We start from the raw sequence: 15,219 nt of genomic DNA, 5'->3' as shown, positions 1-15,219 counted from the left end.
GGGTGGATTCCCCCCCTCTAGCCCAGGAGGCGGTCGACGTCGACAGTGCCTTCGAACACGGTCACGGCCGGGCCGGTCATCAGCAGTTGCTCGCCGTCCCAGGCGATGGTCAGCACGCCGCCCCGCGTCTGCACGCGCACCGGCGACTCCAGCAGCCCCCGGCGGATGCCCGCGGCCACCGCCGCGCAAGCGCCCGTGCCGCAGGCCAGCGTCTCGCCCGCGCCGCGCTCGTAGACGCGCAGCCGGATGTCGTGGCGACCGACGACCTGCATGAAGCCGGCATTGACCCGGCGGGGAAAGCGCGGATGGCTCTCGACCCGCGGACCGACGGACGCCACCGGCGCCGCGTCGACGTCGTCGACCACCTGCACCGCATGCGGGTTGGAAATGCCCACGGCCGACACCCAGACGATGCGTTCGGCCTCGCCCGGCGCCGACACATCCAGCGGCCAGACGTCGTCCGCGCCTTCACGCCGCGGCGTCAGGCCCGCCGGATCGAACGGCACGGCGGCCGGATCGAAACTGGTGCGGCCCATGTCGACGCTGACCTCGCCATCGTCCTGTTCGTTCAGCACGATGATGCCGGTGCAGATCTCGGCGCGCACCGGATTGCGGTCGGTCAGCCCCTGCTCGTGCACGAAGCGCACGAAGCAGCGGGCGCCGTTGCCGCAGTGTTCGACCTCGCCGCCGTCGGCGTTGAAAATGCGATAGCGGAAGTCGGCATCGGAACGGGTGGGCCGCTCGACCAGCAGGATCTGGTCGGCGCCGATCCCGAACTGCCGATGGGCGAGCTTGCGCGCCCGCTCGGGGGTGAGCCGGATATCTTGGCGCACGCCGTCCAGGACGACGAAATCATTGCCCGCGCCATGCATTTTGGTGAAGTGCCAGGTCATGCCGGAATTATAGTCCGCGCCCAGGCACCACGCGCCGCCGGGGGCGGAGCTTGGTATTCTGGCGACTGGCCGGTCTACTGGAACTCGCAATGGCTCGTATCGTCCCCGACGGTTGGCGGGAAATCAACGCCACCGGCGCCGCCCGCCGGGAAATCGAAACCCTGGCCACGCTCGAACGCGGCCTGCCCGATTCCTACACCGTCTACCACGCCGTCCACTGGACCAACGTCGAGCACGGCTTCTCCGTCTATGGCGACATCGACTTCGCCATCGTCAACGCCGCCGGCGACCTGCTGCTGATCGAGCAGGTCAGCGGGTTTCTGGAGGAAACGCCCGAGGGGCTCTGCAAGAAATACCCCAGCCACAGCACCAACGTGCCGATACAGATCGCCCGCCAGCTGGCGGTGCTGCGCGGCCGGCTGGCCCGGCGCCCGCACCTGGACGCCATCCGCGTCGAATACCTGCTGTACTGCCCGGACTACTCGGTGCGCCACCCGGAAACCGCCGGCCTGTCGTCCGAACGCATCGTCGATGCCGCCGAACGCGACCGCCTGTGCGCGGTCATCCAGCTGGCGCTGCCGCAGGCGCCCGCCACCCAGGCCGCGCCCGCCGTGCGGCGCTTCCTGGACGACATCATCCAGCTCGAACCCGACGCCAACGCCCTGGTGGGGCAGGCGCGGGCGCTGGTCACCCGCATCTCGGGGGGCCTGGCGCACTGGGCGCGGCGGCTGGAGTTCGAGCCGTTCCGGCTGCATGTGGTGGGTACGGCGGGCTCGGGCAAGACCCAGCTGTCGCAAGCCGAATTCCGCGCGACGATCGATGCCGGGCGCCGGCCGCTGTACGTGTGTTTCAACCGGCCCCTGGCCGATCATTTCAACGGCATCGCGCCCGAAGGCGGCCTGGCCTGCACCTTCCACACGCTGTGCGACAAGGTGCTGCACGCCGCCGGCCAACCCGTGGACTTCTCCGGTCCGGACGCCTTCGACACCCTGGTGGCGCGCGCGGCGCGCGAAGAAGTTCCCGATTCGCTGCGCTTCGACACCATCATCGTCGACGAGGGCCAGGACTTCACCGACGAGTGGCGTGACCAGGTACTGCGCCACGCGCGGCCCCACTCCCGCATGATCTGGCTCGAAGACCCCATGCAGAACCTGTATGGCAAGCCGCCCGTGCATCTGCCGGGGTGGGTCACGCTGCGCGCCGACAGCAACTATCGAAGCCCGCGCAGCATCGTCAAGCTGCTGAACCGCCTCGCGCCCGATGGGCAACGCATCGAGGCGCGCGGCCCCATCGCGGCCGGCGGCCTGCACGTGCAGGTCTACGGCAATGAAGCGGAACTGCTGGCTCAAACCAAGAAGGCCATCTCGCAATGCCTGGCCGCGGGCTTCCAGCGTTCGGACATCGCCGTCGTCAGTTTCCGCGGGCGCGATAGTTCCGCGCTGCTCGGCCAGCCGCAACTCGGACCCCATGCCATGCGGACCTTCAGCGGCCGCTACGACCTGTTCGGCAAACCCGAGTTCTCGGCCGGAGAAGTGCTCATGGACTCGGTCTATCGCTTCAAGGGGCAGGCCGCGCCGGCCATCGTGTTCACCGAAGTGGATTTCGACCAGCTCGACGAGCGCACGGCGCGCAAGCTGTTCGTGGGAGCGACCCGGGCCATGCTGCGGCTGGAGCTGGTCGTTTCGCGACACGCGATGGAACATGGACTGGGGGCGCTGCTGCAGGACGTCGTCTGACAGCCGGCAGGATCTGCAGATGGCGATGGAGGTGGGCTTGGAGGCCCACTGCGCCAAGCCTATCCGGGTGCGATCGCTGATGGCGGCGGTCCGGGACGGGCTGGCAAAATCGGCCGCGCCGCGGTAACGCGATCTCTTCCCGGCGGCGCGGCGCTATTCCGTCACCTTGATCCCGGCCCGCTGGATCACCCGGTGCCACTTTTCCCCGTCGCTGCGGATCAGCGCGGCGAACTCCGCAGGCGTGTTGGCAACGACGTCGCCGCCCAGCGAGGTCATGACCTGACGCCTGACGTCCGGCGTGGAAAGAACCCTGGCCAGCGCCGCGTGCAGTTTCTGCACGACGGCGTCCGGCGTGCCTTTTGGCGCCACCAGCCCGTACCAGACGCTGGCCTCGAACCCGGGCACCCCGCTTTCGGCCACGGTGGGAATGTCGGGATAGCCGGACAGGCGCTTGTTGGATGTCACGGCCAGGACCCGCGCCTTGCCGGCCTGGACCATGGGCATGACGTCGTTGCCGAACACCATCTGGATCACGCCCGCCGCCAGTTCGTTGTTGCGCGTGGCGGTCGCCTTATAGGGCACGTGCACGGTCTGCACGCCCGCCATGTCGTTGAACAGCTCGGCCGCCAGGTGCGACGAGGTGCCGTTGCCGGACGAGCCCACGTTCAGCTTGCGCGGTTCGCGCTTGGCCAGCGCCACCAGCTCCGAAACGCTGGCGGCCGGGACACCGGCGTTTACCGCCAGGAAGAACGGCGTGGAAGCGACCACGGTGACCGGCTCGAAATCCCGCACCGGATCGTAGCGCAACTGACCGTACAGATAGGGGTTGATCGACAGCGTCGTCACCGTGGCCATCAGCAGTGTGTAGCCGTCGCCCGGCGATCGGGCGACTTGCTCGGCGGCCAGCATGGTGCTGGCGCCGGGTCGGTTCTCGACGATGACCGTCTGGTGCAGTTCGTGGCCCAGCCGGTCGGCCACGATGCGAGACAGCTGATCTGCCGCCCCGCCGGGCGCGTGCGCGCAGATGATGCGCAAGGGCTTGTCGGGATACTCCGCCGCCGCGGGCAGCGCCGCGCACGAGAACACACATACGGAAAGCAGGCACATCCGCCTGGCGAAAAGGGTGCGAACCGTCATGATCGGTGTCTCCGGAATGGCTGTTATCGTGAGAGCCCGCCCGCTCGGCCGGAACGCACCGCGCGGGCCGGCCGGGTGCGAAATGCGGGCCGACGAAGACGGCATCGGCATCCGGCCAGGGTCAGCCCCTAATGTGTTGAATAAGCGATGCGGGCACAATCCATTTAAGCTCATGGGAGCGTGAGTTTTCATCACAAACGATGCGCCGTCTGCCCCCCTTGAACGCCATACGCGCCTTCGAAGCCGCCGCCAGGCATCTGAGCTTCACCAAGGCCGCCAGTGAGCTTTGCGTCACGCACGGCGCCGTCAGCCGGCAGGTCGCGGCGCTCGAACACCACCTGGGCCTGCAGCTGTTCCGCCGGCTCAACCACCAGATACAGCTCACCGACGAGGGCCGCACGCTGCTGGCCGAGGTCGGCCCGGCGCTCGACCGCATCGCCCTGTCCACCTATGCGCTGACCCGCAAGGCCGGCCGGGTGGTGCTTTCGATCAACGCTCCACCCACGTTCACGATGAAATGGCTGATTCCGCGCATGTCGGGCTTTCAGCGCCGGCATCCCGAGGTGGAATTGCGCCTGACCACCAGCATCGCGCCGGTGGAGTCCATGGCGTTGCCCGAACTCGATGCGGTGATCCGCCGGCTGCCCGCGCCGCTGGCCCGTTTCGACAGCCGCGAATTCCTGCGCACCAACCTCGTGGCGGTATGCGCGCCCGAGATCCTCGAGCGCGCGTCCATCCGCGGCAGCCAGGACCTGGCGCGGCATACGCTGATCAACGCGTCCACGCATCCGCATGCCTGGGAACAATGGTTCGCGGCGGCCGGCCTGGAAGCGATCACGCCGGGCGGGCTGCTGATGTTCGAGGAGATGTACTTCGCGCTCCAGGCCGCGGTCGATGGTCTGGGCATCGCGCTGGTGCCGGAGCCGCTGGCGGTGGACGACATCGCCGCGGGAAGGCTGGCGGCGCCGCTGGGCGCACCGCGCGTCTACGACCCGAGCTACTACCTGATCGCGTCGCCGCACACCACCCACCGGGCGCTGCTGGACGACTTCACCGAGTGGCTGTGCGAGCAGGGCGACGAATCCGATCGCCTGTGCGTCGAGGTGCTGGGCCAGCGGCATCGCCGCTAAGGCCATGCGTCGGCGGACACGCGGGTCGTGCCGGCGCGACACGCGCTACACGCTTTCCGGCGGCTCGCGATAGGGCACGGCCTGCTTGCTCATCCGCCAGATCATGCGCGCCGAGGGCACGGCGCGCTCTTCCAGCAAATGGCCGACCAGGCCGCCGGCGCGCGACACCACCGAATAGCAGCGCATCGCCTCGACCGGGATACCGATCTCCAGGAACAGCGCGCCCATCGCGCCGGTGGCGTTGATGGTCAGGTGGCGGCCGTAGACGCGATCGACCACCCCGCCCAGTTGCTCCAGTAGCGCCACGTAGCGGCCGGCCTGGCCGGCCTCGCGGGCGACCTGCAGCAGGCGCGGCGTGCGCGGATCGTCGGGCTTGTGCGTGGCATGGCCGAAACCCGGCGCTGGCAGGCGCTGTCCGCGCAACCGGGCGACGCGCGTCTCCATGGCCTGCTCCAGCTCCTCGGCCGGCGCCGCGGCCTCGATCTCCAGCAACAGGCGCGCGCAATTCTCGGTCGTGCCCGCGAACACGCTGCCGATGGCCAGCAACCCGCTCGCCACCGCCACCTGCGGCTCCTCCGGCACGCTATCGGCCATCAGCCGGGCGATCACGGCGCTCGGCGTCAGCCCATGCTCCATCAGCGTCACCAGGCACGCATCCAGCACCCGCACCTGCCCCGCCTGCGGCATGCGCCCGCAAGTCAGGAAATACAGCATCTCGGTGAAGCTGCAATGCCCCACCAGCTCATTGATCAGGTCCTTGCCCCGCACCCGCACCGACGTCGCATCCGAATACCCCGTATGCGTATAAGGCCCCTCGGCACCCCGGTCAGCCATCACGACTCCCTTTTCCGTTCGTCCCTCATTAGCCACGCGATGCACTGTATGGTTTCCCAGGGCACCGCGGATCCGGCTTTGCCGGTCCGCCAGTGCCGCCCCTTGAGGGGCGCGGCGTAGCCGCGTAGAGGTGGGCTTCCCTTCCGGTCCGCCAGTGCCGCCCTCTGGGGGCCGCGCGTCAGCGCGTAGGGGAGGTCATCTCCAGGGCTATACCAGTTTTGCGTAGCCCACCAAGGTCTTGCCGAACTGCGACTCGCACTGGGCATGGCCATCGTCGTCGATGGAGACCTTCAGCTCGTCGCCGGGGCAGACCGGGGCAACGAACTTGACCGAGATCTCGCCGCGAGTGTGCCAGTCCTTGCCGTACTTGCGCGCGGCCAGGTCGGCCACGTAGCCCAGGTACATCAGGCCGTGCCCGAGCGTACCGCGAAAGCCGCGCGCTTTGGCGTATTCGTCGTCGTAGTGCAGGATGTCGTTGTCGCCGTTCAGGCGGCCGTAGGCGTCGAACATTTCCTGGGTCTGCGGGATGGTGCGTTCCATGGCGTCCTCATTCGGGAAAGGCGGAGGTGTGTACGATGCTGGTCAGTTTCTGGCCGTCGGCGCGGCGGAAGTCGACCGAATAGCAGATGTACTTGCGGCCCTTCTTCTCGTACTTGTCTTCGAGCCGGCCCGAGCCGATGACTTCGGTTTCCTCGTCGGCCCAGATCGGGTGATGGAAGGAGAAGGTATTGCCGATCATGATGCCGCCCTGCTGCGGCGGATATTTGCGGTACATCACCGCCATCAGGTAGACCGCCACCACATTGGGCGGCGCGGCGCGGCGGCCGTCGATCACGTAGGCTTCGGGCGTGCCGCTGACCACCGACAGGTATTCGTCGATCACGTCCGGCGTGATGGTGAAGCGCAGTTCGGGAAACTCCGCGCCGATCTGCCAATCCTTGAACAGGGCGGCGGGCAGGTCCCCTTCGCGGGGCTTGACTTCGCTGGGTCGCGTCATGCTGGTCCTCCTTCGGAAATGACACGTTGTTGAACGAGCTGGTCGATGGCGGCATCGTCGTAGCCGCACAGGCGCCGCAGCGTGGCGCGCGAGTCCGCGCCCAGCGCCGGGGGATAGGACAGGGGTTCGGCCCCCGCGTACTTGAAGGGATTGCCCAGGAAGCGCAAGGTCTTGCCCGAGCGCGGATGTGGCAGTTCCTCGACCATGGCGCGCAGCCGGGCGAGCGGCTGCTCGACCGCGTCGGCGACGCTGTTCACCGGCGCCGCCGGCACGCGCGACGCGAACAAATGCTCGGCCCACTCGGTCGAGGCGCGCGCGGCGAATACCTCGTTCAGGATGGCGGTCAGCGCCTCGACGTTCTCCACCCTGTCCTTGGCCAGCTTGAAGCGCGGATCCTCGGCAAGATCGGTGCGGCCGATGGCCGCGCAAAAGGTCTGCCAGAACTGCTGGCCGGTCGGCGAGACCGCGATGAAGCGGCCGTCCAGGCACGGGTAGATGTCGCTGGGCGCGATGACCGGGTGGCGCGCGCCGTTGGCGGTTGGCACCTCCCCAGACAGGAAATAGTTTTGCGCCTGCCAGGTCAGCAGCGCGAGCTGGCAATCCAGCAGCGAGACCTGCACCAGATCGCCGCGGCCCGACTTGAGCGCCTTGAGCATGCCGCCCACGCAGGCCAGCGCGAGATACAGCCCGCCCGCCAGGTCGGCGATCTGGTAGCCCACCCGCACCGGCCGGCCGCCGGGCTCGCCCGTCACGCTCATCACGCCGCTGAGCGCCTGAACGATCAGATCGAAGGCCGGCGCGCTGGCATAGGGGGGCTGGTCATGCAGGCCGATCAACTGGGCGATGCACAGCCGGGGGTTGATGGCCAGCAAGGTGTCGCGGTCCAGCCCCAGCCGCCTGGGCACGTCGGGCGCGAAGCCGTAGAGCACGGCGTCGCTGCGGCGCACCAGATCGTAGAACACCTCGCGGCCCTTCGGGTTCTTGAGATCCAGCGCCAGGCTGGACTTGCCCCGGTTGACCGACAGGAAAAAGCCCGGGTCGCCCTCGAACTCCATGGCATGGCGCGACACCTGGCGCGCCATGTCGCCTTCGAGCGGCTCGATCTTGATGACCTCGGCGCCGAGCTGCGCCAGCAACTGGCCGGCGAACGGGCCGCCGAGCACCCAGGTCAGGTCCAGGACAGTGAATGATGAAAGCATGCTCTCTCCGTGCTCCGGCACGATGGCTTGCCGGTGGAGAGATCATGCGCAGGGCGGACGCCGCGCTCAATCGAATAAGTCGGGGAGGGGCGTGAGGAAAACTCACGTGGAGGGGCTGGCGGCCTCGTGCCCGGCAGCGGAGCGAAAGTCTTCAATCCACCGTCGCGCCCGACTCCCTCACCACCGCCCCCCGCTTGGCGATCTCGCTCCGGATGAAGCGGCTGAAGGATTCGGGCGAATCGCCCACGGGCTGCATGACTTGAGCCAAGGCTCTTGAAGAGTTCGCCGGCAATGTGCATCGAGGTGCCATTGCCGGCCGAACCGCGATTCACCTTGCCCGGATGCTTGCGGACGTAAGCCAGGAACTCGCCCATATTGGACACCGGCACGGTGGTCGGATTGACCAGCAGCACCAGCGGATAGGACACCACCTGGGAGATTGGCGCGAAATCCTTCAACGCGTCGTAATTGAGCTTGCGATACAGCGCGGGATTGATGCCATGCGTGCTGACTGAACCCATCAGCAGCGTGTAGCCGTCGGGCTCGGCGCGCGCGACGGTCTCGGAGGCGATCACGCCGACGCCCCCTCCGCGGTTCTCCACGATGAAAGGAACTCCCATGTCCTGCGACAGCTTTTCCCCAAGCAGCCGTGCGACCAGATCGGTCGGGCCGCCGGGCGCGGCGCCGACGATGATGCGCACGGCTTTGGAGGGATAACCATTCTGGGCCGGCGCGGGACCGGCGAACGCGATGGCGCAGGCAAGCGGGACGTAGCGTAGCAGGGAATGCATGAAGATCTCCTCGTCGCCAGGCGGCGGTTGCGCCGGGCTGGTGGCACGCCTGGGGCTAGGGCGGCCACGTGCGCGTGGAGCTGGAGGACAACCTGTACCTGTCGCAAGGCGTGCAGGCCCGCAGCAACGCGGAACTGGTCGAGCGCGCGGTGCAGATCCTGCACGCGCTCGACATGGACCCGGCCGCGCCCGACGAGGCGCGGCGCCTGATCGGCCTGCCGCCGCGATGACCACGGAAGAACCGTTGCGCGTCGCGCTGGCGCAGGTGCGGCCGGGTCCGGACCGTGCCGACGACGTCGAAACCGCCGTGCGCAACCTCGCGCGGGAGCTGGACATGTGGGTGCTGCTGGGCTCGCTCGTGGTTCCCGACGGACCGCGCCACATGTTCAACCGCAGCCTGCTGTTCGATGCCGCAGGCCGCCTGGCCGCCCGCTACGACAAGCTCCACCTGTTCGACGCCACGCTGGCCGGCGCGCGCATCTTCGTGGTCCCCCGCCCGCGCCACCGGCGCCGCCCACTGGCATGCGCTGCTGCGCGCCCGTGCCATCGAGAACGGCGCCTTCGTGCTGGCGCCCGCGACCTGCGGCGACAGCCCCGGCGGCCGGGCCAGCTACGGCCACAGCCTGGCGCTGGACCCCTGGGGCGACACGCTGGGCGAACTGGGCGACGAGCCCGGCTGCCTGACCGTGCCGCTGGACCTGGCCGCCGTGACTCGGGTCCGCGCGGAGCTGCCCGGCCTGTCCCACGAGCGCGCGTTCAGCCTGCGGCTGGCGGGCCCTTCCCCACTTGTTCCCTCCGACGGAATGCCTCATGACACAACCGCATGAACAGCGCTCGCCCGCCCGGCCGAGCCAGCCCCCGAACCTTCGCTCGCGCTACGTCGATGCCGCCGCCATGGCCTGGCACCCGACGGACTTCCCCGGCATCGACATGAAGATCCTGTATGCCGATGCCGACAGCGGCATGTCGACCATCCTGTTCCGGATGGCGCCCGGTTCGGTCGTGCCCCTGCACGAGCACACGGCGCTGGAGCAAACCTACATCCTGTCCGGACGCCTGGTGGACGACGAGGGCGAGGTGGGTCCGGGGGGCTTCGTCTGGCGGCCGGGCGGCAACATCCACATCGCCCGCGCCCCGGAAGGGGCGACCTTCCTGTCGGTCTTCATGAAGCCCAACCGCTTCTTCGGCGGGGCGAAGTTCTTCACCGAGTGATGCCCGCGCGTCATGCCGCCGGCGGGGTCTCGCCGCGTGGCGCCTTGTAGCGGTTGTAGCCCCACAGGTATTGCTCGGGACAACGCCGGATCATGGCCTCCATGCCGGCATTGACCCAGGCGGCCTGGTCTTCGGCCGTCTCGGGCACCGGGCCGGGTAGCCGCACGAAATGGACCTTCCAGCCCTGCCCGCCGGGCAGTCGCTCGCCCGCCGCCAGCACCACGGCGGCGCCGGTCTGCGCCGCCAGCCGGCCGGGCAGCACCATGCTGAAAGCGGGTTTGCCGAAGAACGGCGCCCAGACGCCTTCGCCGTTGCCGGGCACCTGGTCCGGCAGGATGCCGATGGCCTCGCCACGGCGCAGGGCCCGCACCAGTTGGCGCACCCCCTGCAGGTTGGCGGGCGCGGTGTCCAGGTTCGGACCGCGCCGGCCGCCCTCGACCAGCTGCGATACCCAGGCCTTGCGCGGCGGCCGGTAAAGCACCGTGATGGGGCCGCCCCGGTGGGCGTAGTAACGCGCCGCGACCTCGAAGCAGCCCAGGTGCGGCGTCAGGAACAGGATGCCCTTGCCCTCGTCCAGCGCGCCCTGCACCGCGTCCCAGTCGTCGGTGCGGCACTCGGCCAGCGCCCGGTCGGGACGGAACCAGACGCGCGGGATCTCCAGCGCGCCCTCGCCCGCGGCGGCGGCCGAGCGGCGCGCGAAATCCTCGCCTTCATAGCCGCCCAGGGCGGCGTTGGCGCGCAGGCGCGCGGCATAGTCGGCGGAACCGCGATACACCAGCAGTCCCAGACAGCGCCCCAGGCGGTGCAGCCAGCCCAGCGGCAGCCGCGCGAGCAAACGATAGAAAGTCAGCAGCATCGAACGATCCGAACCTCGAATGACAAGCCCCGCCGCCACGTTGCCGGCAAGGGGGGTGGGCTCCATCGGGATTTTCCCCTAAAATGGAAAAGATCGCCGAGTTAACAGACAACTTGCGGGGCGATCGCGGCGCCGGCCCGTCCGGTGCGCGCATAAATGCCGCTAAAGCGTCGCTGCTCGCCACAGGTCCAAGACCCAGCAACGTGCAACACGCCGCGGAACCGATAGCCGGCGTGCGCGCCGGTCAGCTTTCAAAGGACTATCGAGTGGCCAATTCCTACCTCTTCACTTCGGAATCCGTCTCCGAAGGACACCCCGACAAAGTCGCCGACCAGGTCTCCGACGCCATCCTGGACGCCATCCTCGCGCAGGACCCGACCTCGCGCGTGGCTGCGGAAACGCTGTGCAACACCGGCCTGGTCGTGCTGGCGGGCGAGATCACCACGCGCGCCAACGTCGACTACATCCAGGTCGCCCGCGACACCATCAAGCGCATCGGCTACGACAACACCGACTACGGCATCGACTACAAGGGCTGCGCGGTACTGGTCGCCTACGACAAGCAGTCGCCCGACATCGCCCAGGGCGTGGACCGCGCCTCGGACGACTACCTGAACCAGGGCGCCGGCGACCAGGGCCTGATGTTCGGCTACGCGTGCAGCGAAACGCCCGACCTGATGCCCGCGCCGATCTGGTATTCGCACCGCCTGGTCCAGCGCCAGAGCGAACTGCGCAAGGACGGCCGCCTGCCGTGGCTGCGTCCCGACGCCAAGTCGCAGGTCACCTTCCGCTACGTCGACGGCAAGCCGGTCGAGGTCGACACCGTGGTGCTGTCCACGCAGCACTCGCCGGACGTCAGCCAGGACACCATCCGCGAAGCCGTCATCGAAGAGATCATCAAGAAGACCTTCCCCGATGGCCTGATCACCGACAAGACCCGCTACCTGGTCAACCCCACCGGCCGCTTCGTCATCGGCGGCCCGCAGGGCGACTGCGGCCTGACCGGCCGCAAGATCATCGTCGACACCTACGGCGGCGCGTGCCCGCACGGCGGCGGCGCGTTCTCGGGCAAGGACCCGTCCAAGGTCGACCGTTCGGCCGCGTATGCCGCCCGCTACGTGGCCAAGAACATCGTCGCCGCGGGCCTGGCCACGCGCGCGCAGATCCAGGTCAGCTACGCCATCGGCGTGGCCGAGCCCATCAACATCACGGTCGACACCTACGGCACCGGCGTCATCCCCGACGACCAGATCGCCAAGCTGGTGCGCGAGCACTTCGACCTGCGTCCGAAGGGCATCGTCAACATGCTGGACCTGCTGCGCCCGATCTACCAGAAGTCGGCCGCCTACGGCCACTTCGGCCGCTCCGAGCCCGAGTTCAGCTGGGAAGCCACCGACAAGGCGGCGGCGCTGCGGTCGGCGCGGTAACGCCTCGCTACCCGCCGAAGTCTCCGTAGACTTCGCGCGGATTGCGGACCAGGATCCGTTCGAGCACCGAACGGTCCTCCACCCACTCGGCCAGCAGGTCGAACAGGTCGCCGTCGTTGGGCATGCCCCTGCCCTGCATGTTCGTGTGGGGCCAGTCGCTGCCCCACAACAGGCGTTCGGGCGCATGGCGCACCAACGCGCGCGCCAGAGGCGTGACGGCGGCATAGGGGTAGTCCTGTGCCGTGCTGCGCATGGGGCCGGAGATCTTCACCCAGACACGCCCGGTATCCAGCAGCTCCAGCAGCCGCCGGAAGGCCGGCTGCTCCACCCCGCCCGCGGCGGGAATGCAGGCGAAGTGGTCCAGCACGATGCGGTTGGGCAGCCGCAGCAGCGCATCGGCATGTTCGACCAGGTCGGTGCCATGCGGATAGAACTGGACGTGCCAGCCGAACTCGGCGATCAGCTCGGGGATGCGCGGCGACGACAATCGGGGCAAGGCGCCGCGATGGCCGTGGCTGACGAAGCGGGCGCCGCGCACGCCCAGCGCGTCGAGCTCGGCCACGCGCGCGCGGTCCACGTCGTCGGGCAGCAGCGCCACGCCGCGAAAGCGGTCCGGGAAGCGCCGCAGCACTTCGGCCAGGTGGTCCGGGTTCTGGCCGTAGCCGGCGCCGCTGACCACCACCGCGCCGGACAATCCCAAGGTGTCCTGCAAGGCGATGTTGGTTTCGGGCAGCGCGTCCGCCGAGCGATACTTGCTGCCCGGATGGAACGGATAGCGGCTGGCGGGTCCGAACAAGTGCACATGGCAATCGATGGCGCCCGCCGGCGCGGCCAGCCGGGGCTTGCGCGGGTGCGGGTCGGGCGGCGGCGTCAGCGGAAGCGCGTCCTGGCCGGACATGGGGTTCTCCATCAGTCCGCGGTGATGCGGGCACGCCGCACCACGTCCTTCCATTGCCGGATCTCGGCCGAGATCATGCCGGCGAAGTCCTCGGGCGTGCTGGTCCTGGGCTCCACGCCCGCCGCCTGCAACTGGCTGTTCCAGGCGGGGTCCTTGCCGATATCCGCCATCGTCCGGTGCAACACGTCGATCACCTCGCGCGGCGTGCCCGCCGGCGCCAGCACGCCCAGCCACAGGATGCCTTCGTAGCCCGGCACGCCGGACTCGGCGATGGTCGGCACCTCGGGCAGCAACGCGGAGCGCTTCGCGCTGGCGATGGCCAGCGGCTTGATCCGTCCGCTGGCGAAATGGGGCTGCGAGGTGGTGACGGTGTCCATCTTGACCGCGATCTGGCCACCCAGCAGGTCGTTGAGCGCCGGCGCCGCCCCCTTGTAGGGCACGTGCACGACTTGGATGCCCAGTCTCTCCAGCAGGAGTTCCATCGTGACGTGGGGCAGCGTGCCGTTGCCTGCCGAACCGTAGGTCAGCTTGCCCGGGTTCTTGCGGGCGAAATCGACGAAGCCCTTGAAGTCGTCGAAGGGCTGCTGGCCGTTGGCCACCAGCAGCTCGGGGATCTGCGCGATGAGTCCGATGGGCGCGAAGTCCTTTTCCGTATCGAAGGACAGGCGTGGCGTGATCGCCGGATTGATGGTGTGGTTGGGCGTGGTGAACAGCAGTGTGTAGCCGTCGGGCGCCGCGCGGGCGACGCGCTGGGTGGAGATCACGCCACCGGCGCCAGGAACGTTCTCGACCACGAACTGAGCGTCGAGCCGCCGGCCGAGCTGCGCGGCCAGCATGCGCGCCACGGCGTCCACCGAACCGCCGGCCGAGAACGGCACCACCATCGTGACCGGCCGGGACGGATAGCGGGCAGCCTCGGCCGGCGCGGCCAGTGCCAGGCTGGCGCCGAGGCAGGCGGCGGCATGCAGCCACGCGCGACGGACAGGGTATGGGCACGGCATCGGGTCTCGCCTCCTGGTTTGCGGGACGCTGAGCTTAGAGGCGGTGGCCGACCCGCCTCAAATGATTGTTTTGCACCAGTCCATGAATTCCTTGCATGCCGCCCCGCTCGTGATGATGATGTCGCTGTGCCGTTTTCCTTCCGACGAGGCATCCATGCAAATCGATTTCCTCGGCATGCAGGCCTTTCTCTGCATCGTCGAGCAAGGCGGCTTCCTGCCGGCCGCCACGCACCTGAACCTGTCCCAGACAGCGGTCAGCCATCGCCTGCGCAAGCTGGAGGACAGCCTGGGCATGAAGCTGCTGACGCGCACCACGCGCGCGATCACGCTGACCGATGCCGGCCGCGCCCTGCTGCCGCGCGTGCGCAAGGCCATGCAGGAGCTGGAGCTGTCCTACGATACCGTGCGCCAGCACGCGGGCAGCGCGCCGCACTGGCTGGTGTTCGGCTGCCTACCGACCCTGGCGGCCACCCAGTTGTCGCCGGCGCTGCTGCGCTTCGCGACGCAGCATCCGGACATCTCGGTGCGCGTGCTGGACGATTCCATCGGCGAGATCGCCGAGCACGTGCACAACGGCACCGCGGCCTTCGGCGTGTCGCTGGCCAGCTCGAACCGGTTCGGGCTGGACATGGACGTGTTCGCCGAAGAACCGTTCGTGCTGGCCTGCCCGCCCCGCCACCGCCTGGCACGGGCCAGGGAAGTGGATTGGGAGCGCCTGCGCGGCGAACCCCTGATCCGTATCAGCCTGCCCGCCGGCAACGCGGCCACCATCGACGATGCGCTGGGCGATCGCCGCCTGCAGTTCCGCTGGGCCTACGAGGCCCAGCACACGTCGATCGCACTGGATTTCGTCGCCAACGGGCTGGGGCTGACCGTGGTGCCGGCGCTGTCGGCCACCAGGGCGCCCGGCGTGGTCACGCGGCCGCTGGCCGGTCCCTCGGTGGCACGTCATCTGGCGGTGGTCACGCGCCACGGCGCCGTGCTCGCTCCGGCCGCGCAGGCCATGCGCGACCTGCTGGTGGCCGAGATCCGGGACCGCCTGGCGGCCGTCCATGAACAGCGCGCATGAATCCGCCAAACAATTCATTTGTCCGCGCCACCCCGGTTG

The 15,219-nt window shown here is 68.8% G+C and carries 17 protein-coding genes; 7 read left to right on the top strand and 10 right to left on the bottom strand.

Annotated features, from left to right (window positions below; translation table 11 throughout):
• Positions 1-17: 17 nt before the first annotated feature.
• Positions 18-893 (bottom strand): diaminopimelate epimerase, encoded by an 876-nt coding sequence (gene dapF / locus N5K27_RS08560; protein WP_087838675.1) that lies wholly within the window; start codon positions 891-893, stop codon positions 18-20.
• An 89-nt stretch (positions 894-982) separates the two neighbouring features.
• Here dapF and N5K27_RS08555 point away from each other — a divergent pair, with 89 nt between their 5' ends.
• Positions 983-2,629 (top strand): ATP-binding domain-containing protein, encoded by a 1,647-nt coding sequence (locus N5K27_RS08555; protein WP_279815794.1) that lies wholly within the window; start codon positions 983-985, stop codon positions 2,627-2,629.
• A 153-nt stretch (positions 2,630-2,782) separates the two neighbouring features.
• Here the strand turns inward: N5K27_RS08555 and N5K27_RS08550 are convergent, their stop codons facing one another.
• Complete coding sequence (locus N5K27_RS08550) at positions 2,783-3,766, bottom strand: tripartite tricarboxylate transporter substrate binding protein (protein WP_279815792.1); 984 nt, start codon at positions 3,764-3,766, stop codon at positions 2,783-2,785.
• Between the two features lie 200 nt (positions 3,767-3,966).
• Between N5K27_RS08550 and gcvA the strand changes: the two genes are divergently transcribed.
• On the top strand, positions 3,967-4,896 hold the full coding sequence (gcvA, locus tag N5K27_RS08545) for a transcriptional regulator GcvA (RefSeq protein ID WP_279815790.1): 930 nt from the start codon (positions 3,967-3,969) through the stop codon (positions 4,894-4,896).
• Positions 4,897-4,941: 45 nt separating this feature from the next.
• Here the strand turns inward: gcvA and N5K27_RS08540 are convergent, their stop codons facing one another.
• The 5 genes from N5K27_RS08540 to N5K27_RS08520 form a co-directional block, all read right to left on the bottom strand.
• Positions 4,942-5,730 (bottom strand): citryl-CoA lyase, encoded by a 789-nt coding sequence (locus N5K27_RS08540; RefSeq protein ID WP_279815788.1) that lies wholly within the window; start codon positions 5,728-5,730, stop codon positions 4,942-4,944.
• Positions 5,731-5,937: 207 nt separating this feature from the next.
• Positions 5,938-6,270 carry a MaoC family dehydratase gene (locus tag N5K27_RS08535; protein ID WP_279815786.1) on the bottom strand — a complete coding sequence of 111 codons (333 nt, stop codon included), beginning with the start codon at positions 6,268-6,270 and terminating at the stop codon, positions 5,938-5,940.
• Between the two features lie 7 nt (positions 6,271-6,277).
• Positions 6,278-6,727, bottom strand: coding sequence for a hypothetical protein (locus tag N5K27_RS08530; protein ID WP_279815785.1), 450 nt, complete (start codon positions 6,725-6,727; stop codon positions 6,278-6,280).
• Complete coding sequence (locus N5K27_RS08525) at positions 6,724-7,926, bottom strand: CoA transferase (RefSeq protein ID WP_279815783.1); 1,203 nt, start codon at positions 7,924-7,926, stop codon at positions 6,724-6,726. The genes N5K27_RS08530 and N5K27_RS08525 overlap by 4 nt, the downstream gene beginning before the upstream one ends.
• Entirely contained in the window at positions 7,896-8,717 is an 822-nt protein-coding gene (locus N5K27_RS08520) for a tripartite tricarboxylate transporter substrate-binding protein (protein ID WP_279815781.1), read from the bottom strand. Before N5K27_RS08520 ends, N5K27_RS08525 begins: the two co-directional genes overlap by 31 nt.
• Before the next feature lie 68 nt (positions 8,718-8,785).
• Between N5K27_RS08520 and N5K27_RS08515 the strand changes: the two genes are divergently transcribed.
• The 3 genes from N5K27_RS08515 (at position 8,786) to N5K27_RS08505 (ending at position 9,929) form a co-directional block, all read left to right on the top strand.
• On the top strand, positions 8,786-8,947 hold the full coding sequence (locus tag N5K27_RS08515) for a 3-keto-5-aminohexanoate cleavage protein (RefSeq protein ID WP_279815779.1): 162 nt from the start codon (positions 8,786-8,788) through the stop codon (positions 8,945-8,947).
• Positions 8,948-9,124: 177 nt separating this feature from the next.
• Positions 9,125-9,544, top strand: coding sequence for a nitrilase-related carbon-nitrogen hydrolase (locus N5K27_RS08510; RefSeq protein WP_279815777.1), 420 nt, complete (start codon positions 9,125-9,127; stop codon positions 9,542-9,544).
• Positions 9,528-9,929 carry a cupin domain-containing protein gene (locus N5K27_RS08505; RefSeq protein WP_087838688.1) on the top strand — a complete coding sequence of 134 codons (402 nt, stop codon included), beginning with the start codon at positions 9,528-9,530 and terminating at the stop codon, positions 9,927-9,929. Before N5K27_RS08510 ends, N5K27_RS08505 begins: the two co-directional genes overlap by 17 nt.
• 10 nt (positions 9,930-9,939) lie before the next feature.
• On the opposite strand, the gene N5K27_RS08500 is transcribed toward N5K27_RS08505, so the two are convergent.
• Complete coding sequence (locus tag N5K27_RS08500) at positions 9,940-10,785, bottom strand: lysophospholipid acyltransferase family protein (RefSeq protein WP_279815933.1); 846 nt, start codon at positions 10,783-10,785, stop codon at positions 9,940-9,942.
• A 266-nt stretch (positions 10,786-11,051) separates the two neighbouring features.
• Between N5K27_RS08500 and metK the strand changes: the two genes are divergently transcribed.
• Positions 11,052-12,212, top strand: a complete 1,161-nt coding sequence (gene metK / locus N5K27_RS08495) for a methionine adenosyltransferase (RefSeq protein WP_087838690.1) — start codon at positions 11,052-11,054, stop codon at positions 12,210-12,212.
• Positions 12,213-12,219: 7 nt separating this feature from the next.
• Here the strand turns inward: metK and N5K27_RS08490 are convergent, their stop codons facing one another.
• Together N5K27_RS08490 and N5K27_RS08485 are read right to left on the bottom strand one after the other, a co-directional pair.
• Complete coding sequence (locus N5K27_RS08490) at positions 12,220-13,110, bottom strand: amidohydrolase family protein (protein ID WP_279815775.1); 891 nt, start codon at positions 13,108-13,110, stop codon at positions 12,220-12,222.
• Between the two features lie 11 nt (positions 13,111-13,121).
• Complete coding sequence (locus N5K27_RS08485; RefSeq protein WP_279815773.1) at positions 13,122-14,111, bottom strand: tripartite tricarboxylate transporter substrate binding protein; 990 nt, start codon at positions 14,109-14,111, stop codon at positions 13,122-13,124.
• A gap of 82 nt (positions 14,112-14,193) precedes the next feature.
• Here N5K27_RS08485 and N5K27_RS08480 point away from each other — a divergent pair, with 82 nt between their 5' ends.
• Positions 14,194-15,180 (top strand): LysR family transcriptional regulator, encoded by a 987-nt coding sequence (locus N5K27_RS08480; RefSeq protein ID WP_279815772.1) that lies wholly within the window; start codon positions 14,194-14,196, stop codon positions 15,178-15,180.
• Positions 15,181-15,219: the final 39 nt, after the last annotated feature.

The sequence above is a fragment of the Pigmentiphaga sp. GD03639 genome (assembly GCF_029845405.1).
In the GTDB taxonomy this organism is placed as follows: domain Bacteria; phylum Pseudomonadota; class Gammaproteobacteria; order Burkholderiales; family Burkholderiaceae_B; genus Pigmentiphaga; species Pigmentiphaga daeguensis.
Note: the sequence above shows the minus strand (reverse complement) of the source record. Positions and strands in the feature narration are given on the sequence as shown.